The sequence below is a fragment of the Sphingomonas hengshuiensis genome (assembly GCF_000935025.1).
Classification (GTDB): domain Bacteria; phylum Pseudomonadota; class Alphaproteobacteria; order Sphingomonadales; family Sphingomonadaceae; genus Sphingomonas; species Sphingomonas hengshuiensis.
The window spans coordinates 4,680,957-4,703,318 of record NZ_CP010836.1 but is presented as its reverse complement, the minus strand read 5'-3'; the positions used below and the strand labels follow the sequence as shown (position 1 = coordinate 4,703,318).

Annotated in this window: 21 protein-coding genes; 16 read left to right on the top strand and 5 right to left on the bottom strand. The window is 66.5% G+C overall.

Annotated features, from left to right (window positions below):
• Positions 1-42 precede the first annotated feature (42 nt).
• From TS85_RS21485 to TS85_RS21430, 12 genes are all read left to right on the top strand, one after another.
• On the top strand, positions 43-825 hold the full coding sequence (locus tag TS85_RS21485; RefSeq protein ID WP_044334944.1) for a succinate dehydrogenase iron-sulfur subunit: 783 nt from the start codon (positions 43-45) through the stop codon (positions 823-825).
• The gene (locus TS85_RS21480) at positions 822-1,280 is read left to right on the top strand and encodes a PaaI family thioesterase (protein ID WP_320407132.1); all 459 of its coding nucleotides are present in this window, start codon (positions 822-824) and stop codon (positions 1,278-1,280) included. The genes TS85_RS21485 and TS85_RS21480 overlap by 4 nt, the downstream gene beginning before the upstream one ends.
• Positions 1,277-2,389, top strand: a complete 1,113-nt coding sequence (gene zapE, locus TS85_RS21475; RefSeq protein WP_044334943.1) for a cell division protein ZapE — start codon at positions 1,277-1,279, stop codon at positions 2,387-2,389. Before TS85_RS21480 ends, zapE begins: the two co-directional genes overlap by 4 nt.
• A gap of 176 nt (positions 2,390-2,565) precedes the next feature.
• Positions 2,566-3,528, top strand: coding sequence for a malate dehydrogenase (gene mdh / locus TS85_RS21470; RefSeq protein WP_044334941.1), 963 nt, complete (start codon positions 2,566-2,568; stop codon positions 3,526-3,528).
• 4 nt (positions 3,529-3,532) lie between these two features.
• The gene (locus TS85_RS21465) at positions 3,533-4,099 is read left to right on the top strand and encodes a hypothetical protein (RefSeq protein ID WP_044334939.1); all 567 of its coding nucleotides are present in this window, start codon (positions 3,533-3,535) and stop codon (positions 4,097-4,099) included.
• Positions 4,096-4,986 (top strand): succinate--CoA ligase subunit alpha, encoded by an 891-nt coding sequence (gene sucD, locus TS85_RS21460; RefSeq protein WP_044334937.1) that lies wholly within the window; start codon positions 4,096-4,098, stop codon positions 4,984-4,986. Before TS85_RS21465 ends, sucD begins: the two co-directional genes overlap by 4 nt.
• Before the next feature lie 62 nt (positions 4,987-5,048).
• Positions 5,049-7,979, top strand: coding sequence for a 2-oxoglutarate dehydrogenase E1 component (locus tag TS85_RS21455; RefSeq protein WP_173426251.1), 2,931 nt, complete (start codon positions 5,049-5,051; stop codon positions 7,977-7,979).
• A 54-nt stretch (positions 7,980-8,033) separates the two neighbouring features.
• Positions 8,034-9,236, top strand: a complete 1,203-nt coding sequence (odhB, locus tag TS85_RS21450) for a 2-oxoglutarate dehydrogenase complex dihydrolipoyllysine-residue succinyltransferase (RefSeq protein WP_044334933.1) — start codon at positions 8,034-8,036, stop codon at positions 9,234-9,236.
• Between the two features lie 7 nt (positions 9,237-9,243).
• Positions 9,244-9,480, top strand: coding sequence for a DUF433 domain-containing protein (locus TS85_RS21445; protein WP_044334931.1), 237 nt, complete (start codon positions 9,244-9,246; stop codon positions 9,478-9,480).
• Between the two features lie 3 nt (positions 9,481-9,483).
• A complete protein-coding gene (locus tag TS85_RS24315) occupies positions 9,484-9,852 on the top strand; it encodes a DUF5615 family PIN-like protein (protein ID WP_155006516.1) in 369 nt (122 codons plus the stop codon).
• Complete coding sequence (gene lpdA / locus TS85_RS21435) at positions 9,845-11,239, top strand: dihydrolipoyl dehydrogenase (protein ID WP_044334930.1); 1,395 nt, start codon at positions 9,845-9,847, stop codon at positions 11,237-11,239. The genes TS85_RS24315 and lpdA overlap by 8 nt, the downstream gene beginning before the upstream one ends.
• A gap of 119 nt (positions 11,240-11,358) precedes the next feature.
• A complete protein-coding gene (locus TS85_RS21430; protein WP_044334929.1) occupies positions 11,359-11,793 on the top strand; it encodes a DUF2314 domain-containing protein in 435 nt (144 codons plus the stop codon).
• A gap of 67 nt (positions 11,794-11,860) precedes the next feature.
• Here the strand turns inward: TS85_RS21430 and TS85_RS21425 are convergent, their stop codons facing one another.
• Positions 11,861-12,514, bottom strand: a complete 654-nt coding sequence (locus TS85_RS21425) for a YoaK family protein (RefSeq protein WP_044334928.1) — start codon at positions 12,512-12,514, stop codon at positions 11,861-11,863.
• A 200-nt stretch (positions 12,515-12,714) separates the two neighbouring features.
• On the opposite strand from TS85_RS21425, the gene TS85_RS21420 reads away from it, so the two are divergent.
• The gene (locus TS85_RS21420; protein WP_044334927.1) at positions 12,715-13,347 is read left to right on the top strand and encodes a trimeric intracellular cation channel family protein; all 633 of its coding nucleotides are present in this window, start codon (positions 12,715-12,717) and stop codon (positions 13,345-13,347) included.
• Between the two features lie 354 nt (positions 13,348-13,701).
• Here the strand turns inward: TS85_RS21420 and TS85_RS21415 are convergent, their stop codons facing one another.
• From TS85_RS21415 to sppA, 3 genes are read right to left on the bottom strand one after another with little or no spacing between them, the layout of a single operon-like run.
• Positions 13,702-14,094, bottom strand: a complete 393-nt coding sequence (locus TS85_RS21415; protein ID WP_044334925.1) for a hypothetical protein — start codon at positions 14,092-14,094, stop codon at positions 13,702-13,704.
• Between the two features lie 50 nt (positions 14,095-14,144).
• Positions 14,145-14,705 (bottom strand): GNAT family N-acetyltransferase, encoded by a 561-nt coding sequence (locus tag TS85_RS21410; protein ID WP_044334923.1) that lies wholly within the window; start codon positions 14,703-14,705, stop codon positions 14,145-14,147.
• Positions 14,702-16,597 carry a signal peptide peptidase SppA gene (gene sppA / locus TS85_RS21405; protein WP_044334921.1) on the bottom strand — a complete coding sequence of 632 codons (1,896 nt, stop codon included), beginning with the start codon at positions 16,595-16,597 and terminating at the stop codon, positions 14,702-14,704. Before sppA ends, TS85_RS21410 begins: the two co-directional genes overlap by 4 nt.
• Positions 16,598-16,801: 204 nt before the next feature.
• Between sppA and groES the strand changes: the two genes are divergently transcribed.
• The 3 genes from groES to pepF all read left to right on the top strand — a co-directional run bounded on the left by groES (position 16,802) and on the right by pepF (position 21,124).
• The gene (groES, locus tag TS85_RS21400; RefSeq protein WP_044334920.1) at positions 16,802-17,089 is read left to right on the top strand and encodes a co-chaperone GroES; all 288 of its coding nucleotides are present in this window, start codon (positions 16,802-16,804) and stop codon (positions 17,087-17,089) included.
• 75 nt (positions 17,090-17,164) lie between these two features.
• Positions 17,165-18,808: a chaperonin GroEL gene (gene groL, locus TS85_RS21395; protein ID WP_044334918.1), complete on the top strand. Its 1,644-nt coding sequence runs from the start codon at positions 17,165-17,167 to the stop codon at positions 18,806-18,808.
• A gap of 453 nt (positions 18,809-19,261) precedes the next feature.
• Positions 19,262-21,124 (top strand): oligoendopeptidase F, encoded by a 1,863-nt coding sequence (gene pepF / locus TS85_RS21390; protein WP_052508049.1) that lies wholly within the window; start codon positions 19,262-19,264, stop codon positions 21,122-21,124.
• Positions 21,125-21,169: 45 nt separating this feature from the next.
• On the opposite strand, the gene TS85_RS21385 is transcribed toward pepF, so the two are convergent.
• On the bottom strand, positions 21,170-22,237 hold the full coding sequence (locus TS85_RS21385) for a mannose-1-phosphate guanylyltransferase/mannose-6-phosphate isomerase (protein ID WP_227698566.1): 1,068 nt from the start codon (positions 22,235-22,237) through the stop codon (positions 21,170-21,172).
• Between the last annotated feature and the right edge of the window lie 125 nt (positions 22,238-22,362).

Genomic DNA, 22,362 nt, shown 5'->3' with positions numbered 1-22,362 from the left:
CCGACGCTCCGAACGCCGCGTGGTCAACAAGGATCTTCAGGAATGGCCGACTTCCGCCTGCCCAAGAACAGCCGAATCACAAAGGGCAAGGAGCACAAGGCCGACGCTTCGGCCGCACGCGTCAAGAAATTCAAAATCTACCGCTACGATCCCGATAGCGGTCAGAATCCGCGCTACGACCAGTTCGAAGTCGATCTCGACGAATGCGGCCCGATGGTCCTCGACGCGCTCATCAAGATCAAGTCGGAGCAGGATTCGTCGCTGACCTTCCGCCGCTCGTGCCGCGAGGGGATTTGCGGGTCGTGCTCGATGAACATGGACGGCCGCAACGGCCTGGCCTGCACGACCGCGATCGAGGATATCAAGGGCGATATCCGCATCACCCCGCTGCCGCATATGGACGTGATCAAGGACCTGGTCCCCGATTTCACCCATTTCTATGCGCAGTACAGCTCGATCAAGCCGTGGCTGCAGACCGTCTCGACCACGCCGTCGGGCAAGGAGCGGCTCCAGAGCCCCGAGCAGCGCGACAAGCTCGACGGCCTCTATGAGTGCATCCTGTGCGCCTGCTGCTCGACGTCGTGCCCCAGCTATTGGTGGAACAGCGACAAGTTCCTGGGGCCGGCGATCCTGCTCCAGGCCTATCGCTGGCTCGCCGATTCGCGCGACGAGATGACCGGCGAGCGGCTCGATGCGCTCGAGGACCCGTTCCGTCTCTATCGCTGCCACACGATCATGAACTGCGCGAACGTGTGTCCAAAGGGGCTGAACCCGGCCAAGGCGATCGCCGAGATCAAGAAGATGGAAGCCGAGCGCACGCTTTGATCGAGGCCGCGGACACGCCGCATTTCCGCTACGAGGACGAACCCGGCCATCCGGGGTGGAAGCGCTGGGAATTGCGCGACCCGACGCGGTTTAACGGCTTTCTCGGCGCTATCCTCGTCCGCCGCGAAGCCGACGTCGCCCGCGTCCGGATGGTCCCCGAACACCGGCATTCGAACCTGCGCGACCATGTCCATGGCGGCGCGCTGCTCGGGTTCGTCGACATCGCGCTGTTCGCGGGCGCGCGCGGGCTCGACGTGATCACCGCCGGCCCCGCCTCGACCGTCGATGTCTCGGTCCAGTTCGTCGCGGGCGCCGCGATCGGCGAGGCAATAGAGGCGCGCGTCGAGCTGGTCCGCGAAACCGGGCGGATGCTGTTCCTGCGCGGGCTGATCGTACAGGAGGACACGAATATCGCCAGTTTCCAGGGCGTCGTGCGAAAGCCGTCGCAGCGATGACCGACGTCGCCGCACGCTATCGCGCGCTCGTCGCCGCCGGGGAATTGCGCCCCGATCCCGAACAGGCCGCCGCCGCCGAACGGCTGGCGACGCTCGCCGCCGAACTGGAGGCCACCCCCCGGCGCGGCAGCGTGCTGTGGCGCCTCGCCGGACGCCGTCCGGAGCCTCCCCGCGGCGTCTATCTGTGGGGCGGAGTCGGGCGCGGCAAGTCGATGCTGATGGACCTGTTCTTCGACAGCGTCGCGATCCGCCGCAAACGCCGCGTCCATTTCCACGAATTCATGCTCGAAGTGCATGACCGCCTCAACGTCGAGCGCCAGAAGGATACGCCCGACCCGGTGATCGCGGTCGCGGCGGCGCTGGCCGACGATGTCCGGCTGCTCGCGTTCGACGAGATGGTGGTGAACAACCCGCCCGACGCGATGATCCTGTCGCGGCTGTTTACCGAGATGATGCGACACGGGCTGACTTTGGTCGCGACCTCGAACCGCGCGCCCGACGATCTCTACAAGAACGGGATCAACCGCGACCTGTTCCTGCCGTTCATCGCGCTGATCAAGGATCGCATGGACGTCCGCCCGCTCAACGGGCCGGTCGATTACCGGCTCGATCGGCTGGGCAGCATGGACACCTGGCTCGTCCCCAATGGCGCCGAGGCGACCGCCGCGCTCTCCGCCGCCTTCTTCCGCCTCACCGACTATCCTGTCGAGGACCGCGCGCATGTCCCCGCCTGCACCGTCGCGGTCCAGGGCGGGCGCGAGGTCGCTGTGCCCAAATGCCTGAAGGGCGTCGCGGTCTTCTCGTTCAAGAAGCTGTGCGGCGAGGCGCGGGGCGCCGCGGATTATCTGGCGGTCGCCCGCCGCTTCCACACCGTGATCCTCGTCGGCATTCCGCGATTGGGGCCGGAGAACCGCAACGAAGCGGCGCGCTTCGTCACGCTGATCGACGCGCTGTACGAGCATAAGGTCAAGCTCCTCGCCGCCGCCGATGCCGAGCCCGTCCATCTCTATGAGGCCGGCGACGGGCGATTCGAATTCGACCGCACCGTCTCGCGGCTGATGGAAATGCAGTCGGACGATTATCTGGCGCAGGGCCATGGCGAGCCGTGAGCCCGGCGCGACCGGCTGAGGCCGTTATTGCACTTGCGAACCATTTGCAAAGATAATCCAGACCCCGTTTCGAACACGGGTTGTGGCGCCTCTATTATGGGTCTAAGCCGCCCCCGCTTTTGGGCGCCCTTTATAGCGTCCGCAGTTGGTTTGCAGACAGACCCGTAGGAGACTCCATGGCTCGCAAGAAGATCGCTCTGATCGGCTCCGGCATGATCGGTGGCACCCTCGCGCACCTCGCCGCGATGAAGGAACTGGGCGACATCGTCCTGTTCGACGTCGCCGAGGGCCTGCCGCAGGGCAAGGCACTCGACATCGCCCAGTCGGGCCCGGTCGAGGGTTTCGACGCCGCCATGTCGGGCGCGAACAGCTATGAGGACATTGCCGGCGCCGATGTCGTGATCGTCACGGCCGGCATCCCGCGCAAGCCGGGGATGAGCCGCGACGATCTGCTCAAGGTCAATCTCGGCGTGATGAAGGCCGTCGGCGAAGGCATCGCCGCCCACGCCCCCGACGCCTTCGTGATCTGCATCACCAACCCGCTCGACGCGATGGTGTGGGCGCTGCGCGAATTCTCCGGGCTGCCGCATCACAAGGTCGTCGGCATGGCCGGCGTGCTCGACTCGGCGCGCTTCCGCACCTTCCTCGCCGAGGAATTCCAGGTGTCGGTCGAAGACGTCACCGCCTTCGTGCTCGGCGGCCATGGCGACACGATGGTCCCCGTCGTCGAATATTCGACCGTCGCGGGCATCCCGATCCCCGACCTGATCAAGATGGGCTGGTCGACGCAGGAGCGCATCGACGCGATCGTCCAGCGCACCCGTTCGGGCGGCGGCGAGATCGTCGGCCTGCTCAAGACCGGCTCGGCCTTTTATGCCCCCGCCACCTCGGCGATCGCGATGGCCGAGAGCTATCTGAAGGACAAGAAGCGCCTGCTGCCCTGCGCCGCGCACCTGACCGGCCAATATGGGGTCGACGATCTCTACGTCGGCGTGCCGATCATCATCGGCAAGGACGGCGTCGAGAAGATCGTCGAGATCGAGCTGAACGAGACCGCCAAGGCGAATTTCGAAACCTCGGTCGACGCGGTCAAGGAATTGCTGGTCGCGTGCAAGGCCATCGATTCGTCGCTGGCCTGAACCGATGCGGGCGCCGCACCTCGTCCTGCTCCCCCTGGCGCTGCTCTGCGGCGCCGGGGCGGCGCATGCGCAGAGCGCGGGGCTCGAAGACCCGGTGACGCTGTTCAACACTGCCTGCATCGGCGGACAGGCCCGGCTGTCGCGCACCAAGTTCGATGACGTCGCCTATGCCGTGATGCCGCGCGCCGCGCGCACGCTGTTCGGGCTCGCGCTCGACGGCGCAAAGGCGACCCCGCCGGTCGCCCCGGGCGACCTCGACGTGCCCAATCGCGTGATGGTCACGCTGCCGGAGCGCGACCTGTACCTCCTGCTCCCCGCCACCGGCGCCCCCGGTCGCGCAGCGGAGGCGTGCAGCGTCGTCTGGCAGGGCAATCACCAGGCCGATGCCCAGGCCGCAGTCGAGGCGCTGGTGTCCGGCACCAAGCCCGTCGCCACCCCCGCGCTGCCCGCCGGCACGCGCTTTGTTTCCTATCGCCACAGCGGATCGGTCCTCACCGCCGCCGAACTCGATCAATGGACGGTGCTCAGCATCGTGTCCGAACCCGCCCCGAAGGAGCGAACCACTCCATGAGCATTCTCGTCGACAAGAATACCAAGGTCATCACCCAGGGGATGACCGGCAAGACCGGCACCTTCCATACCAAGGCGGCGCTCGAATACGGCACCCAGATGGTCGGCGGCGTGACGCCGGGCAAGGGCGGCACGATGCACGAGGAACTGGGCCTGCCCAACTTCAACACCGTCGCCGAAGCCGTGTCGAAGACCGGCGCCAATGCATCCGTGATCTATGTTCCGCCCCCCTTCGCGGCCGATTCGATCCTGGAAGCGATCGACGCCGAAGTGCCGCTGATCGTGTGCATCACCGAAGGCATTCCGGTGCTCGACATGGTCAAGGTCAAGCGCGCGCTCTCGGGGTCGAAGTCGCGGCTGATCGGCCCGAACTGCCCCGGCGTGCTGACCCCCGGCGAGTGCAAGATCGGCATCATGCCCGGCAGCATCTTTTCCAAGGGTTCGGTCGGCGTCGTGTCGCGCTCGGGCACGCTCACCTATGAGGCGGTGTTCCAGACGACCAATGCCGGGCTCGGCCAGACCACCGCAGTCGGCATCGGCGGCGATCCGGTCAACGGCACCAACTTCATCGACGTGCTCGAACTCTTCCTCGCCGACGACGCGACCCAGTCGATCATCATGATCGGCGAAATCGGCGGCTCCGCGGAAGAGGAAGCCGCGCAGTTCCTGATCGACGAGGCCAAGCGTGGCCGCAAGAAGCCGATGGCCGGCTTCATCGCGGGCCGCACCGCGCCTCCGGGCCGCCGCATGGGCCATGCCGGGGCGATCGTCTCGGGCGGCCAGGGCGGCGCCGAGGACAAGATTGCGGCGATGGAGGCAGCGGGCATCCGCGTTGCCGCCAGCCCGTCCGAGCTGGGCTCGACGCTGGCTGCCGTCCTCAAGGGGTAATTGCAACGTAGCGCTCCTATATTGGGGGATATTGGGAACGCTACCATCGAACGGAATTGATCATGGGCTATGAGGGCCTCGACTTTGACGACATCGCCGGCGGCGTAAGCCCCGCCTTCGTCGAAACGCTGTACCGCCGGTTCAAGGCCGACCCGGCATCGATCGAGCCGGGCTGGCGCCAGTGGTTCGAGGGTCTTGAAAACACCGCGCAGGGGCCGAGCTGGGCCAATCCGCGCTGGCCTTTGTTCGAAACCGACGCGCTCACCGCCGGGCTCGATCCGACTCAGATGGAGCCCGCGCCCGCCAAGCCCAAGGGTGGCGCCCTGGCCAAGCCCGCCGCCCCCGCGGCGTCGGAGGCGGACATCGCCCGCGCCGCCGGCGATTCGATCCGCGCGATGCTGCTCATCCGCACCTATCGCGTCCGCGGTCACCTCGCCGCCAATCTCGACCCGCTCGGGCTGGCGCGGCAGGATATTCCCGCCGACCTGACCCCCGAATATCACGGCTTCTCGGGCGCCGACCTCGACCGTCCGATCTATCTCGGCGGCACGCTGGGCCTCGAAAAGGCGAGCGTGCGCGAGATCGTGGCGATCCTCCAGGCCAATTATTGCGGCAAGGTCGGCCTCGAATATATGCACATCGCCGACGTGGAGGAGCGCCGCTTCCTCCAGGACCGGATGGAAGGCAAGGACAAGGAGATCCACTTCACGCCGGACGGCAAGAAGGCGATCCTGTCCAAGGTGATCCAGGCCGAGCAGTGGGAAAAATTCCTCGGCAAGAAATATGTCGGCACCAAGCGCTTCGGCCTCGACGGCGGCGAAGCGATGATCCCGGCGATGGAATCGATCATCAAGTACGGCGGCCAGATGGGCATCCGCGAGATCGTGTACGGCATGGCGCATCGTGGCCGGCTGAACATGCTCGCCAATGTCATGTCGAAGCCGTTCCGCGTGATCTTCCACGAATTCGGCGGCGGCTCGGCCAATCCGGACGATGTCGCCGGCTCGGGTGACGTCAAATACCATCTCGGCACCTCGACCGACCGCGAATTCGACGGGATCAGCGTCCATATGTCGCTGGCCGCCAACCCCTCGCACCTCGAGGCCGCCGATCCGGTCGTGCTGGGCAAGGTCCGCGCGCTCCAGACGCTGCGCAGCGACCTCGCCGAACATACCCAGGTGCTGCCGGTGCTGATCCATGGCGACGCGGCCTTCGCGGGCCAGGGGATCGTGTGGGAATGCCTCGGCTTTTCGGGCATTCGAGGCTATAATACCGGCGGCTGCATCCACTTCATCATCAACAACCAGATCGGCTTCACGACGAGCCCGCAATATGCGCGCTCCTCGCCCTATCCGTCCGACGTGGCAAAGGGCGTCCAGGCGCCGATCCTCCACGTCAATGGCGACGATCCCGAAGCCGTGACCTTCGCGTGCAAGGTCGCGATCGAATTCCGCCAGAAGTTCAAGCGCGACGTCGTGATCGACATGTGGTGCTATCGCCGCTTCGGCCATAACGAAGGCGACGAGCCGAGCTTCACCCAGCCGCTGATGTACGCCAAGATCAAGCAGCATCCGCCGGTCAGCGAAGTCTATGCGCAGCGGCTCAAGTCCGAAGGCGTGATCGACCAGGGTTTCCTCGACGAGAAGACCAACCAGTTCACGACGTTGCTCGAAGGCGAGTTCGAAGCGGGCAAGAGCTATCTGCCCAACAAGGCGGACTGGTTCGCGGGCCGCTGGTCGGGGCTCGGTGCCCCGGTCGATGCGGAAACCGCGCGGCGCAGCGTCGATACCGGCATCGAGAAGAAGCTGTTCGACAGCCTGGGCCGCACGCTGACCACCGTCCCCGAGGGTCACGATATCCACAAGACGCTGGCCCGCGTGCTCGATGCCAAGCGCGAGATGTTCAAGTCCGGCACCAATTTCGATTGGGCGACGGGCGAGGCGCTGGCGTTCGGCGCGCTGCTGTCGGAGGGCTATTCGGTCCGCCTCTCGGGGCAGGATTCGGGACGCGGCACCTTCAGCCAGCGCCACGCCGTCTGGCTCGACCAGAAGACCGAGGCGCGGTACATCCCGCTCTCGACCATCCCGCACGGCAGCTTCGAAGTGCTCGACAGCCCGCTGTCCGAATATGGCGTGCTCGGCTTCGAATATGGCTATGCCTCGGCAGACCCCAAGGCGCTGGTGCTGTGGGAAGCGCAGTTCGGCGATTTCGCCAATGGCGCGCAGATCATGATCGATCAGTTCATTGCCTCGGGCGAATCCAAGTGGCTGCGCGCCAACGGCCTCGTGATGCTGCTGCCGCACGGCTATGAAGGCCAGGGCCCCGAGCATAGCTCGGCACGTCCCGAACGCTTCCTCCAGCTCTGTGCGCAGGACAATATGCAGGTGGTGAACATCACCACCCCGGCAAATTACTTCCACCTGCTGCGCCGCCAGATGCACCGCAATTTCCGCAAGCCGCTGGTCCAGATGACGCCCAAGTCGCTGCTCCGGCACAAGCTGGCGGTGTCGAGCGCGGACCAGTTCCTCGGCGACACGCACTTCATGCGCATCCTGTCCGATCCCTCGGCCCCCGCCGACGCCGATGTGCGCCGGCTGGTGCTGTGCACGGGCAAGGTCGCCTATGACCTGATGGAAGCGCGCGACGCGGCGGGCGACAAGAACACTGCGATCGTCCGCATCGAACAGCTCTATCCCTTCCCCGGCGAGCCGCTGACCGCGCGGCTGAAGCGCATGGCGAATGTCGAGGAAGTGATCTGGGCGCAGGAAGAGCCGAAGAACAATGGCTATTGGTTCTTCGTCGAGCCGTTCATCGAACAATGCCTGGTCGATGCCGGGGTGAAGCCGCAGCGTCCGCGCTATGCGGGCCGCGCCGCCGCCGCATCGCCCGCCACGGGCCTGATGAAGCGCCACCAGACCGAACAGGCCGCGCTCGTCGCCGACGCGCTCGGCCATAATGTCCGCGAAGAAATCCGCCGTACCCGCAAGGCATGACGCCGCTATCCGCCCGCCGCGGTACGGCGGGCGGACCGAGTTAGAGGACCGAACATGACCGACGTCAAAGTGCCCGTGCTGGGCGAATCCATCACCGAAGCGACGCTTGGCGAATGGCTGAAAAAGCCCGGCGATGCCGTGAAGGCCGATGAGCCGATCGCCAGCCTGGAAACCGACAAAGTGTCGGTCGAGGTGCCCTCGCCCGTCGCCGGGGTCATGGGCGAGCAGTTCTTCAAGGTCGGCGACACCGTCGAAGTCGGCGCCGTGATCGCGGTCGTCGGCGAAGGCGGCGCGGCTGCCGCCCCCTCGCCCAGCCCGGCGCCTGCCGCCGCGCCTGCGCCTGCGCCCGCTCCGGCCCCCGCCACCGACGCTGCGGCGCTGTCCCCCTCGGTGCGCCGCGCCGTGCTCGAGACCGGCGTCGATCCCTCGACCGTGCAGGGCACTGGCCGCGACGGTCGCCTGACCAAGGACGACGTCGTCGCCGCCGCCGCCGCCAAGCCCGCCGCCGCCGCTCCGGCGGCAGCGCCGGCGCCGGCTCCGGCACCCGCCGCCTCGGGCCGCAAGGAAGAGCGCGTCCGCATGACGCGCCTGCGCCAGACCGTCGCCAAGCGGCTGAAGGAAGCGCAGAACACTGCCGCGATGCTGACGACGTTCAACGACGTCGACATGACCGAAGTCATCGCCGCGCGCACCAAGTACAAGGATCTGTTCGAGAAGAAGCACGGCGTTCGGCTGGGCTTCATGGGCTTTTTCGTGAAGGCCGCGGTCCAGGCGCTGCGCGACATCCCCTCGGTCAACGCCTCGATCGACGGCGATGAGATCGTCTATCACGACTATGCCGACATCTCGGTCGCGGTCTCCGCGCCGCAGGGCCTCGTCGTCCCCGTGATCCGCGATGCGCAGGACCTGTCGGTCGCGGGCATCGAAAAGACGATCGGCGACTTCGGCAAGCGCGCCAAGGACGGCACGCTCAAGATGGACGAGATGAAGGGCGGCACCTTCACCATCTCGAACGGCGGCGTGTTCGGCTCGCTGATGTCCACTCCGATCATCAACCCGCCCCAGTCGGCAGTGCTCGGCCTCCACCGCATCGAGGACCGCCCCGTGGTCCGCGACGGCCAGGTCGTCGTCCGCCCGATGATGTACCTCGCGCTCAGCTACGACCACCGCCTGATCGACGGTCGTGAAGCGGTGACGTTCCTGGTCGCGCTGAAAAATGCTATCGAGGACCCGACGAGGCTGCTGATCGACCTGTGAGGTATTGATGAACTGGCGCGACCATATCCATTCCGACCCCGGAATCCTCGGCGGCAAGCCGGTGATCCGGGGCACGCGGATTTCGGTCGAGCTGATCCTTGAGTATCTCGCCGAAGGGGCGTCGGTTCCGGAAATCATCGACGCCTATGGCCATATCACCGAAGCAGATGTGCGTGCGGCGATCGCCTTCACCCACGATCTTCTGATAAAGGAAGCGTCCGCAGCGAAACGCGAAGCCGCCTGAAGCGTGCGGCTTCTCGTTGATGAGAATATGCACCGGGTCGTCGTCGCCCGCCTTCGCCAAGCGGGCTTCGACCTCGAATGGATACGCGATACAAGCTCCGGCGCGACGGATGACGAGATACTGGCGCGCCCGGACATTCCTACTCTGATTTTCGTGACGCATGACCGCGATTTCGGCGATCTGATCTTCAACAAGGCGCGGACGGCCCCCTATGCGGTCTTATATACAAGGCTACCGCACCGCCTGCCCAACCTGACGGCAGACCTGCTGATCGCCCAGCTTGAAGCCGGGGTCCCAGCGGGCCAAATGACAACGATCAAGAGGGACGGCAGCAGGACAAGGCCGTTTCCGGATGGAGCAAATAATGGCTGACTATGATTTCGACGTCCTGATCATCGGCTCCGGCCCCGGCGGCTATGTTGCCGCCATCCGCGCCGCGCAGTTGGGCTTGCGCACCGCGTGCGTCGAGAGCCGCGAGACGCTGGGCGGCACCTGCCTCAATGTCGGCTGCATCCCGTCCAAGGCGCTGCTCAACGCCTCCGAACTCTATTACGAGGCCGCCTCGGGCGCGCTCGCCAAGCATGGCGTCAAGCTCGGCAGCGTCGAACTCGACCTGCCGACGATGATGGCCGACAAGGACAAGGCCGTGACCGGCCTCACCGGTGGCATCGCGTTCCTGTTCAAGAAGAACAAGGTCGAGTGGATCAAGGGTCGCGGCAGCTTCGTCGACGCCCATACGGTCCAGGTCGGCGATCGGACGGTGACCGCCAAGGACATCGTCATCGCCACCGGCTCCTCGGTCACCCCGCTTCCGGGCGTCGAGATCGACCAGAAGATCGTCGTCGACTCCACCGGCGCGATCGCGCTGGAAAAGGTGCCCGCCAACATGGTCGTGATCGGCGGCGGCGTGATCGGGCTTGAACTCGGCTCGGTCTGGCAGCGGCTCGGCGCCAAGGTCACCGTCGTCGAATATCTCGACCAGCTCCTGCCCGGCATGGACGGCGAAGTCCGCAAGGAAGCCGCCAAGATCTTCAAGAAGCAGGGCATGGAAATCAAGCTCTCGACCAAGGTCACCGGCGTCGCGGTGAACGGCGACAAGGCGACCGTGACAGTCGAGCCCGCCGCCGGTGGCGCTGCGGAGACGCTCGAGGCCGATGTCGTCCTCGTCGCGATCGGTCGCCGTCCCAACACCGACGGGCTCGCGCTCGACAAGGTCGGCCTGTCCACCAATGCGCGCGGCCAGATCGAGACCGACGCCCGGCTCCAGACCGCCGTCCCCGGCATCTGGGCGATCGGCGACGTGATCCCCGGCCCGATGCTCGCGCACAAGGCCGAGGATGAGGGCATTGCGGTGGCCGAGAATATCGGCGGCCTCACCGGCATCCTCAACCACGCCGTGATCCCCAGCGTGGTCTATACCCACCCCGAAATCGCCGGCGTCGGGCTGACCGAAGAGCAGGCGCGCGAAAAGGGTGAGGTCAAGGTCGGCAAGTTCCCGATGGCGGGCAACAGCCGCGCCAAGGCGATCGACGACACTGTGGGCTGGGTGAAGGTGATCGCGGATGCGACCACCGATCGCGTGCTCGGCGCCTGGATCATCACCGCGCCTGCGGGCACGATGATCGCCCAGGTCGCACAGGCGATGGAGTTCGGCGCCACGTCGGAGGACATCGCGTACACCTGCCACGCCCATCCGACGCACAGCGAGGCGATCAAGGAAGCGGCGATGGGCGTGCGCGGCAAGCCGATCCACGTGTGATGCGCCGGCAAGGGATTAGCGCAGCTAATCCCGCGCGGATTAGGCGCATCCGGCCGGCGGCGCTCAAGCGCCGACCGACGGCGGCCCGGCTTTGCCGGGTCGCAGCCGCCTTGCTCCTGATGGTGCCGCTGGCCACCCATGCGGCGCCCCAGGACGACCCCACCATCACCGTCGCCGCAGCCGACCCCGAAATGCGCGCCGCGATCGCCACCGCGCAGCGCGGCCTGCCGGTCTTCTTCGGCCACGCCACCGCGCCCGGCCCCGGCGAAACCGGCTTCATCGTCAAATACGACCTCGTGCCCGAGGAGCGCACCGAGTTTATCTGTGCCGAGATCATCTCGCATCGCGGCGACATCACGATCGCCCGCCTCGTCAACACCCCGCGCGACCATCGCTTCGCCAAGGGCGACCAGGTCACGGTCCGCGACAACCAGATCATCGACTGGGCCTATTTCCGCGACGGCACGCTCCAGGGCGGTGCGACGATGCGCGTCCTGATCGAGCGGATGGATGCCGCAGAGGCCCGCGCGATGCTCGATCGGCTGGGCTGGTAGGCTCCCAATAACGTCACCCCGGGCTTGACCCGGGGCCCCGCTTCTCTCTGGCGACGGAAGGGGCGGATTAAACCGCCCGCACCCGCTGCCCGGCCCGCGCCACGACCAGCGTCAGCACCGCCGACGCCACCGGGGCCAGCCACAGCGCATACCAGCCCCAGCGCCCCTGCGCCGCCGCGCCCAGCACCACACCCGACGCGAACCCCGCCCACAGCGCCAGATAGGGCACCCAGGTCCAGCGCTCGGCGTCGCCCATCAGCGCGCCGGCCAGCTTCTGCCCCATCCGCACCAGCGACCCGGTCATATAGGTCAGCCCGATCGAGACCTCGCCGTCGCGCTGGAACACGCCATTCTCGGTCCCCATCGCGCCCGCCAGCAGCAGCAGCACGATCGGCCCCGGCGCAAAACTCCCCAGCGCCGCCGCCGCGAGCAGCAGCAGCGTCACCGCCGCCATCACCGCATGGCGGTGCGACGCCCCGCTCGCGCGCGCGATCACGCTCGACAGGATCACCCCGCTGACGAAGCTCAGGATCAGCGCGCCGGCCATCGCAGCCACCCCGGTCTCGCCGGTGCCCAGCCCGACGCCCAGCCGCGTCGAGTTCCCGCTCATGAACGACGCGAAGAACCCGCCCAGGCTGGTGAACGCCAGCGCGTCGACGAACCCGGCCAGCGCCGCCAGCAGGACGGCGACCACGACAAGCGGCGATTCAGTACGGTGCATGGTACAGACTCGTTTTGAGTAAGACGGCCCCGGCCCGCTCCCCCACCCGGCCACCCATAGAATACACTGCCGTTGGGTGGCCGGGTGGGGGAGCGGGCCGGGGCCGATCAGCGACGCTGAAGCCAAGTCTAATGCCGCAGCGGCGCGCGCATCGCCAGTCCCCGTTTGACGCAAGCGCGCCAAGCCGTGAAACAGCCACGATGCCCAGCCCCGACACTGCCCAGATCGGCACCCTCCTCCCCTGGCTCGACTTGTTCGGGATCGCGGTGTTCGCCGCCACCGGCGCGCTCGCCGCAACGCGCCGCGCGCAGACGATGGTGACCGCGACCTTCTTCGCGCTCGTCACCGGAGTCGGCGGGGGGACGGTGCGCGACCTGCTGATCGGCGCGCCGGTCTTCTGGGTGCATGATGCCAGCGTCGCGGCTTTGTGCCTCGCGGTCGCGCTCGGCGTCTGGGTGACGCCGCAACGCTGGTGGAGCGACACCGCCTTTGCCTGGCTCGATGCGCTGGGGCTCGCCGCCTATGCCGCGTTCGGCGCGGCCAAGGCGCTGGGCTATGGCATCCCGCCGGTCCCCGCCGCGGTGATGGGCGTGGTGACGGCGTGTGTCGGCGGGATCATCCGCGATGTACTGGCGGGCGAGCCGTCGATCCTGATGCGGCCCGAACTCTATGTCACCGCCGCGGCGCTCGCCTCCTCGGTCTATGTCGCGCTCAGCCTCGCGGGCCTCTCCCCGCTTGCCGCCGGGCTCGTCGCTGCTATCGCCGGCTTCGGGCTGCGCGGCGCGGCGATCGTGTGGCGGCTCGGCCTGCCCAGCTATCGCGGCGGACGCTGAACCCCATTTCTCGTCCGCAGCCAGCAGGAACAGGCACAGTCGTCTCCGCGAATTTTAAGAGCCCCTCAGCCGATCTGTTCGCCCAATAGGGCCATAGCGGACGCCTAATGTCTATCGCTTACGAAAATCTGTCTTATTCTTTACTTCCCGTCATGCTGAACTTGTTTCAGCATCCATGGTGCAACTCGCCTTACCGCTGCCTGTTGCGCGATGGATGCTGAAACAAGTTCAGCATGACTGCGTAAAAGAGCGCGAGCACAGCCACCTGCGATAGCCCTTCCGTCCGGTCGGAGCGCCGCCGCGCGCGCGACGCGCTGACCGGCAGGAACTAGTCGATACGGCAGGAGCCCCTGCCTATTCCTCCAGCAACCACGCAATCGCCGTCTCGCGATCGGCATAGATTCCGAAATCCGGGCGCACCTCGCGCAACCGCCCGATTTGCAGCCGGGTGAGCGCGGAGGGGCTGACGAACGCCGCCTTGCGCGCCCACATCGCGCGCACCGCGGGGTTGTCGAAGGTGCGCTGCGTCTGGAGCAGCGTCTCCTTGGGCGCGACCGGCATTTCGGTCAGGTCGTACAGCGTGACGTGCCGCCCCACTGCGTCGCCCAGCGTCAGGATCGCCGCGCGGACCTCCTCGCCCAGCCAACTGGCATCCTCGGGAAGCAGGAAGCCGCGGATTCGCACATCGATCAGCAGCCGCTCGCGATCGATCGCGATGCTGTGCGACGAGGGTTCAGGGACGGCCATGCCCTATTTTACACAGGTATCGACTACAAAACATTGCGTTCCCGCAAAAATCAGTCCCGCACCACGCCGGTCTCGCTAAAACGGCGCGGCTCGACCGGCGGCACCTGCGGGTCGTTGAGCTCGCATTGCCAGATGCCGACATCGACCCAGCGGCCCTGCTTGAACCCGACTTCGCGATACACGCCCGCGCGGCGGAACCCGACCGACTCATGCAGGCGGATCGATGCGTCATTGGGCAGCGCGATCACGCTCACGGCATGGACGAAGCCCTGTTTGCGCAGCGTATCGATCAGCGCCTCGTACAACAGCCGCCCGGCGCCCTGTCCCTGCGCGACATCGGCCATATAGATCGTGGTCTCGACGACATAGCGATAGGCCGGGCGCTCGCGAAAGCGCGTGGCATAGGCATAGCCGATCACCCCGCCTTCGGTCGCGCCATTGGTCGCGACGATCCACGGATACAGCCCGTCGCTCGCCGCCATCCGCGTGCGCATCATGCGCGAATCGGGCGGATCGGTCTCGAACGACGCGGTGCCGACCAGGACGTGCGGCGCATAGATTGCGGCGATCGCGGCGGCGTCGCCGGGCTCTGCGGCGCGGATGCCGATCAACGCGACACCTGCGCGATCAACAGTTCGAACAGGCTCTGGTCGCTCGGCCGCGCCACTGCGGGTCCAATCCCCATGCACTCCAGGCAGCGCGCCTGCACCGATCCGCCCATCGCCAGCCGCCGCGCATCGCCCAGCGCCTGCGCCACCAGCGCGCGGCGCTCATCGGCGATGCGCCCGAACAGGTCGGTGCCCGCCTCGGGCTCGTCGACCCAGTCGCCATCGTCATCGCCGCCGCCCATCGTGTCGACCAGCAGCTTGCGCCAGCCGCTCACCTCCTGCTCCAGATACACCGGGTGCACCTTGGCGGGGTCGAGCTTCGCGCGGCGCGCCGCCTCGTCGATCGCGGCCTGTATCCCGCCGAAGCGGTCGACCAGCTTCAACTGGTGCGCGATGCCCCCGATCCACACCCTGCCCTGCCCGATTTCGTCGACGCGCTGCACGCTCAGCTTGCGCGAATCCGCCACCAGCTTGGTGAAGCGGGCATAGCCGCTCTCGATCGCCGATTGCAGGATGCGGTCGGTCACCGGGTTGATCCCCCCGGTCACGTCGGGCTGGCCGCTCAGCGGCGTGGTCTGCACCCCGTCGCTGGTCACCCCGATCTTGGCCAGGCTGTTCTCGAAGCTGGGGAGCAGCCCGAAAATGCCGATCGATCCGGTGATCGTGTTGGGCTGGGCAAAGATCACGTCGCCCGCCGTCGACACCCAGTAACCGCCGCTCGCGGCCAGGCTGCCCATCGACACGACGATCGGCAGCCCCTGCGCCTTGGCCTGGAGCACCGCCTGCCGGATCTTTTCCGATGCCATCGCCGATCCGCCCGGCGAATCGACGCGCACCACCAATGCCTTGAGCTTCTTCTCGGCCAGCCCTTTCAGCAACAGCGTGCTGACCGTGTCGCCGCCCGCGCTGCCGGGGCCCGCCTTGCCGTCGACGATCTCGCCCGCCACGGTGATCACGCCGATTGCGTCGCCGGGGGTCGGCGCGGGGTTGGCGGCGATCCAGTTGGACAGGCGGATCGCGGTGAAGCTGCCCGCGGGCTTGCCCGACGGCGCGCCCGCGATTTCCGCCACGCGCTTGCCGAACGCCATCCGGTCGCCCAGCTTGTCGACGATGCCATAGGACAAATTGGCCGCGGCGATGTCGCCGCCCGCGCCCGCGACGACTTCGTCGGGCTTGGTCAGATAATCGGCGATCCGCGCCTTGGGCCGCGCCTTGGCGACTGCACCCTTCCACTGGTCGAACAGCGCGCCGTACAGCGCGACATTGGCCTCGCGCGCCTCGGGCGACATGTCGCTCCGGATATAGGGTTCGACCGCCGACTTGAACTTGCCGACCTTGTAGACGTGCGCGGTGACGCCGAGCTTGTCGAGCAGGCCCTTGTAGTACAGGCCCGTGCGCCCCGGCCCCGCGAACAACGTGCCGCCCAGCGGATTGACCCAGACTTCGCTCGCGTTCGCGGCGATCAGATAGCCGCTGTCGGTATAGGCGGTCGCATAGGCCAGCACCGGCTTGCCGCTCGCGCGCACCCGGCCCACCGCCTCGGCGACCTCGGTGATCGCGGCGGGATAGCCGCCCATGAAATTGTCGAGGTCGAGTACCACGGCCTTGACCCGCGCATCGCCCTTCGCCGTGTCGAGCGCGCGGACCACGTCGCGCAGGCGAAGCTGCTTCGCCGCGCGCTGCCCGCTAAGCCCCGCGAACGGATCGGCTTCCTCGGGCTGCTCGACCAGCGTCCCGTCCAGCGCGACCACCAGCGCGCCGTCGCGCACCGCCGCGACATTGGGCTTGCTCGACAGCGCGGCGAACAGCCCCGCGAAGAACAGCAGCATGAACGCCAGGACCAGGAAGTCCTTGATCCCGACGAGCAGCTTCCAGGCGCCTCGAACCAGCTTCAAATGCCCGCTCCAATTTCCAAATGCGCCTCCCTGCTACCGGATGCCCGGTGCCGAGTAAACGACCGTATTATCGCGGCAACACAGGCCAAACATATTCGGGCGGACCCGTTGACGAATCGTGCGTCGCTGCGCATATGCCAGCCCGTTAGCACTCAACCGGATTGAGTGCTAAGCACCGTTTTCAACTTGAGAGGAACCCGCGCAATGACCTTCCGTCCGTTGCACGACCGCGTGCTCGTTCGCCGCGTCGAAGCCGAGGCCAAGACCGCCGGCGGCATCATCATCCCCGAGACCGCCAAGGAAAAGCCGCAGGAAGGCGAAGTCGTCGCCATCGGCACCGGCACCCGCGCCGAAAACGGCACGATCACCCCGCTCGACGTCAAGGCGGGCGACAAGATCCTGTTCGGCAAATGGTCGGGCACCGAGGTCAAGGTGAATGGTGAGGACCTCCTCATCATGAAGGAATCCGACATACTCGGGATCGTTGGCTGATTGTGACGGGGCCGGCTTCCGGTCCCTCCAGAGCCTAAACTTCGTAAACTTCCACTTACTTGAAAGGGCAGTCCCATGGCAGCCAAGGACGTAAAATTCAGCCGCGACGCGCGTGAGCGCATCCTCCGCGGCGTCGACATCCTCGCCGACGCCGTCAAGGTCACGCTGGGCCCCAAGGGCCGCAACGTCGTGATCGACAAGAGCTTCGGCGCTCCCCGCATCACCAAGGACGGCGTCACCGTCGCCAAGGAAATCGAACTCAAGGACAAGTTCGAGAATATGGGCGCGCAGATGGTGCGCGAAGTCGCCTCGAAGACCAACGACATCGCCGGCGACGGCACGACCACCGCGACCGTTCTGGCGCAGGCGATCGTCCGCGAAGGCATGAAGTCGGTTGCCGCCGGCATGAACCCGATGGACCTCAAGCGCGGCATCGATCTCGCCGTGATCAAGGTCGTCGAGGACATCAAGTCGCGCTCGAAGCCGGTTTCGGGCACCAATGAAATCGCCCAGGTCGGCATCATCTCTGCCAATGGCGACACCGTCGTCGGCGAGAAGATCGCCGAAGCGATGGAAAAGGTCGGCAAGGAAGGCGTGATCACCGTCGAGGAAGCCAAGGGCCTCGATTTCGAGCTCGACGTCGTCGAAGGCATGCAGTTCGACCGCGGCTACCTCTCGCCCTACTTCATCACCAACCCGGAAAAGATGACGGTCGAACTCGCCGATCCGTACATCCTGATCCACGAGAAGAAGCTCTCGAACCTGCAGGCGATGCTCCCGATCCTGGAAGCCGTCGTCCAGTCGGGCCGTCCGCTGCTCATCATCGCAGAGGATATCGAGGGTGAGGCTCTGGCCACGCTCGTGGTGAACAAGCTGCGCGGCGGCCTGAAGGTCGCAGCGGTCAAGGCGCCCGGCTTCGGCGATCGTCGCAAGGCGATGCTGGAAGACATCGCCGTCCTGACCAAGGGCGAAGTCGTCTCGGAAGACCTCGGCATCAAGCTCGAGTCCGTCACGCTCGGCATGCTCGGCACCGCCAAGCGCGTCACGATCGACAAGGACAACACCACCATCGTCGACGGTGCGGGTGAAGCCGACGCGATCAAGGGCCGCACCGATGCGATCCGTCAGCAGATCGAAGTCACCACCAGCGACTATGACAAGGAAAAGCTCCAGGAGCGCCTTGCCAAGCTCGCCGGCGGCGTGGCCGTGATCAAGGTCGGCGGCGCTTCGGAAGTCGAAGTCAAGGAGCGCAAGGACCGCGTCGACGACGCCCTGCACGCAACCCGCGCAGCCGTCGAAGAAGGCATCGTCCCCGGTGGCGGCACCGCGCTGCTGTACGCGACCAAGGCTCTCGAAGGCCTGAAGGGCGTCAACGAGGACCAGACCCGCGGCATCGACATCGTCCGCAAGTCGCTGACCGCGCTGGTGCGCCAGATCGCCACCAACGCCGGCCATGATGGCGCAGTGGTGTCGGGCAAGCTGCTCGACCAGTCGGACACCTCGTTCGGCTTCAACGCCTCGACCGACGTGTACGAGAACCTCGTGACCGCCGGCGTGATCGACCCGACCAAGGTCGTTCGCACCGCGCTCCAGAACGCAGCCTCGGTCGCGGGCCTGCTCATCACCACCGAAGCGGCGGTGAGCGAGCTTCCCGAGGACAAGCCGGCAATGCCGATGGGCGGCGGCGGCATGGGCGGCATGGGCGGCATGGACTTCTAAAGTCCGTTTCGTCCGGCGCCTAAGCGTCGAACCTAAAGCGAAGGGCCGGGGGGAAACTCCCGGCCCTTTTCTTTTTGTCGGAACCCACTTGACGTTATGCAATGAATTGGAGACGGCGTTTTTTTACAATAGTGGAGATTTATCCAGTGCTTGCTTGGTTGAGTGGTCGCCTGCGTTGCTTCAAGGGTAGGCATGAACGCTCCGAGCCGCGCATCCGGCGCGGCGCAGACCAGGCATTCATCAGCACCTGCCGTTTTTGCGGCATCCCGATGCAGCGCCGTGCCAAACGCGACTGGATCGTGATCTCGCGCAAGCATTATCGGTCTCTGCGCGGCCCGAACTGAAGCAGTGCGGCAAGCGTCGACAAAGCACTTCCCTTGATCGGCGAAGGGGGACACAAGCGGCTTTCCGGTGTCGCGCGCCGCGGCACCGCCCCCGCTCTGGAAAGCCCGGATGACCGAAATGTCCCGTCGTGATGCCCTTGCCGCCGCCGCACTGACCACGCTCGCCACGGCGATGCCCGCCTGGGGACAGGATGCCGCCCCCGCAGCCGGCCCGGCATGGGACCTGACCGAGATCTTCCCCGACGACGCGGCCTGGGACGCGGCGCGCAAACAGGCGCTCGCCGCGCTGCCCGGGCTCACCGCGTATAAGGGCCGGCTGGGCGAGAGCGCCGAGACGCTGGCTGCCGCGCTGGCGCTCCAGTCCGATCTGGGCCGCAGCGTCGCGCGCATCTATGTCTATGTCGGGCTCAAGAGCGACGAGGACGTCCGCAACGCCGCCTATCAGGAGAAGAAGGCACAGGCGCTCGACCTCTATACGGGCTTCGGCGAAGCGACCGCGTGGATCTCGCCCGAACTGCTGACGCTGGGCAAGGGCAAGATCGACGGCTTCGTCGCATCCAACGCGGCGCTGCGCACGCGTTTCGACTTCACTCTCGAGAACATCGTCCGCCAGGCGCCGCACACGCTGTCCGCCGAAGGAGAATCGCTGCTCGCCAGCGCGGGTGCCGCGCTCCAGGCGCCCGGCGACGTCTCGGGCCAACTGCGCTCGTCGGACATCCCCTGGCCGACGATCACGCTGTCGGACGGGCAGCAGGTCCGGCTCGACAGCCAGGGCTATAGCCTGCACCGCGACGCGCCCAACCGCGCCGATCGCAAGGCGGTGTTCGACGCCTTCTGGACCGCGCATGGCCAATTCCAGAACTCGTTCGGCGCGACCTATAGCGCGCAGGTCAAGACCGACATCTTCTACGCAAAGGCGCGCAAATACCCCAGCGCGCTGGCCGGCGCGCTGTCGAGCAACAACATCCCTGAAAGCGTGTACCGCACGCTGGTGGCGGAGGCGAATGCCGGCCTGCCCCAGCTCCATCGTTATTTCGAGCTGCGGCGGCGGATGCTCAAGCTGCCCGACCTCCATTATTACGACATTTACCCGCCCTTGGTCTCGCTCGACCGGCCCTTCACGCTCGACCAGATGCGCACGACGACGCTGGAGGCAGTCAAGCCGCTCGGCACCGATTATCAGGCGCGCATCGCAAAGGCGACCGCGGCGCGCTGGATGGACCCCTGGCCGCGCCCCGGCAAGCGTCCGGGCGCCTATATGCAGCCCGGCGCCTATGACGTGCATCCCTATCTGCTGCTCAACCTGTCGGAGAAATATGACGGGATGAGCACCTATGCGCACGAATGGGGCCATGCCCTCCACTCGCTGCTCGCCAACGCCGCCCAGCCCTATGAAAAGGCCGATTACCCGATCTTCCTCGCCGAGATCGCCTCGACGCTCAACGAACAGCTGCTCGTCGCGCACCTGATCGAGCGTGCGAAGACCAAGGAGGAGAAGCTCTTCTATCTCGGCCAGCAGATGGAGAATTTCCGCGGCACCTTTTATCGCCAGACGATGTTCGCCGAGTTCGAGCTGAAGGCGCACGACCTCGCCGAAGCGGGCGAAGGGCTGTCGGGCGAGAAATTCACGTCGCTCTATTTCGACCTGTTGAAGCGCTATCACGGCCCGGCAATGGGGTTCGATCCCGCCTATGCCAATGAATGGGCGTTCATCCCGCACTTCTACAACAGCTTCTATGTCTACCAATACGCGACCTGCATCGCCGCCGCGGCCTTCTTCGCGCAGGCGATCCTGAAGGGCGGCGCGAAGGAGCGCGACAATTATCTGTCGGTGCTGAAGGCGGGCGGATCGGATTACCCGGTCGACATCCTCAAGCGCGCGGGGCTCGATATGACCAGCCCGGCGCCCTATCGCGCGCTGGTCGCCGCGTTCAAGGACACGCTCGACCAGGCCGAGGCGCTGCTGGCCTGAACGCAGCGGCTGCGAGCGCGGCCCGGCGCCGCGCCCGCCAGGCCCTCAGCGCTTCATCGCTTCGATGATCTTCTTGACGTCCTGGCTGCGCCCGCGCGGCAGCACCAATATGTCGTCGCCCGACGCCACCACGATCAGGTCGCTCACGCCGACCAGCGCGACGCGCTTGCCCGAATCCGCCCGGACCAGGCAGCCGCTCGTCTCGATCGCGATCACGTCGCCGCCACAGACATTGCCGTCGGCGTCGCACGCGCTGATCGCATGGAGCGCGTCCCAGCTGCCGACGTCGTTCCACCCCATCGACACCGGGACGACCGCGACCCGCTCGGCGCGCTCCATCACCGCATAGTCGATCGAATCGGACGGACAGGCGGCGAACGCCTCGGCGTCGGGCCAGATCCGCGCGCCTTCGCGGCGCGCCTTGTCCATCGATTCCTGCGCCGCTGCCAGCATTTCGGGGGCGAAGCTGGCCAGCGCCGCCAGATATTTGTCGGCACGGAACAGGAAGATTCCGCCGTTCCACGCATGGTCGCCCGACGCCAGCATCGCCTCGGCCTTGTCGCGCGGCGGCTTCTCGACGAAGCGTGCCGCGCGGTGGACGCCCTCGGCAAGCGCGTCACCGATCTTGATCCAGCCATAGCCGGTCTCGGGCGCATCGGGGGCGATCCCGAACGTCACCAGCCAGCCATCCTCGACCAGCGGCAGCGCGCTGTGGATCGCGGCGTGGAACGCCGGCAGGTCGGCGATGACATGATCCGACGGCATCACCAGCAACGGCACGTCGCCCCCGCCCGCGGCAATCGCCGCGAGTGCGATCGCCGGCGCGGTGTTGCGCCCCATCGGCTCGAGGATCAGCGCCTGCGCGGCCGATTCGACCTGGGCAAGCTGCGCCTCGACGATATCGGCATGCGCGGCGTTGGCGACGACGATCGGCTTGGCGAAATTCTCGCCATTTGCCCGGCCCGCAGTGAGCTGGAGCATCGTGATCTCCGCCGTCAGCGGCAGCAGCTGCTTGGGCCGCTCCGGCCGCGACATCGGCCACAGGCGGGTACCCGACCCTCCCGACAGAATGACAGGAACGATCGGCTTCGATTCCGGCATTTCAATTCCCATGGTTCGATGTTTCGTCCTTAGTGCAACGCCGGCAACGGTCAAAGCGCGCACTTCGACCCGCCCGGCGCCAGGATTTTTACAACAAGCGGCGCCGATGTGTCGGGTTTGTTTACACTTCTCCCCTT